The 1,120-nt window shown below is 31.2% G+C and carries 1 protein-coding gene; it reads right to left on the bottom strand.

The annotated features are described in order from the left end of the window. Positions 1-82: 82 nt before the first annotated feature. Complete coding sequence (locus MAGB_RS04085; protein WP_004024513.1) at positions 83-1,021, bottom strand: variable surface lipoprotein; 939 nt, start codon at positions 1,019-1,021, stop codon at positions 83-85. Positions 1,022-1,120: the final 99 nt, after the last annotated feature.

Genomic DNA, 1,120 nt, shown 5'->3' with positions numbered 1-1,120 from the left:
GGTGAGTTTATGACAACAATAATGCTTTCATTTTAGTCTCTGAAAGCAAAAGAAAATGCGCCTGTCGGCACATTCATATTTCTTATTCGAGTTTATTTAATATGTCTTCAAAAAGTTTTTCAATTGAATTATTTTGCTCTTCAATTTGTTTTTCCAATGCTTCTTTTACAGTTTGAATGTCACTATTTAAAGTGGCATATATATGGTTTTCATTGTCCTTGTTTGCCTCAATTTGCTTTTTAATGTCTTCAATTACATCAAGAGACACATATGCATACGGATTTCCGCCGCTTATTGATTTGCTCTCTTTATCATCTTTGTCTGGCTCAACATCACTATAATTAAAGTGGAATGGAGACTCCTCGAATGAACTGTATCATTGTCCAAATAGGTATTTAAGATCTTCTTTTATTCTTAAAAAGTCATCTTTAGTTTTTGCGCTGTCAATTTCTAAATCTTTAAATAATCCATTAAAATCCGTTGCAAGACTTGGATTTTCAACATTTAGTTCCTTTAAATTTTTAAACACAAATTCTTTAATTTTGTTTTTGTGTGACATAAGTGGATCAATACTTGATTCTGATTGTACTGTGAACTCATATTTACCAGATATTAGCTTTGAATCTTTATGAGCTTCAATTGTTAATTTTTTGTCTTTAAACTCAACTGTAGATAAATCACTCAATGTTAGCGTTTCTAATCCTTTTACCTTTTTTATAACATCCAATACACTTTCAGGTGAAACACCATTTTTAGCAAGTTTGTTTAGCTCTTCCTTAATTTTTTCTTCAAGTTTGCTTAGATCAATTTTAACCACATTGGCTGGTGCTGTGTCAGATCCCGGATTTTGATTGCCTCCTGGGTTATTTTGACTCCCGCCTGGTGTTTCAGCAGGATTGCCGGGAGTAGTTTCAGTTGGTTTCTTTTCATCTTCTTTAGTATCACCACACTTAGCTGCTACAAAAGGAATTGCTGCTAATGATGATAGTGATCCAAGCAATAAAAACTTTGATTTTTTCATAAATTTATCCTTTCTTTAAAGGCTATAAAATAACCTTAAAATGCTTTATAAATCTATTAATAAATATCAAAAGTGGTGAGTTTATAGACAAAATAAAAG

The organism is Mycoplasmopsis agalactiae 14628 (assembly GCF_000266865.1).
Lineage (GTDB): Bacteria > Bacillota_I > Bacilli_A > Mycoplasmatales > Metamycoplasmataceae > Mycoplasmopsis > Mycoplasmopsis agalactiae_A.
The sequence above is the reverse complement of the archived record's forward strand: the minus strand, read 5'-3'. Positions and strand labels throughout refer to the sequence as shown.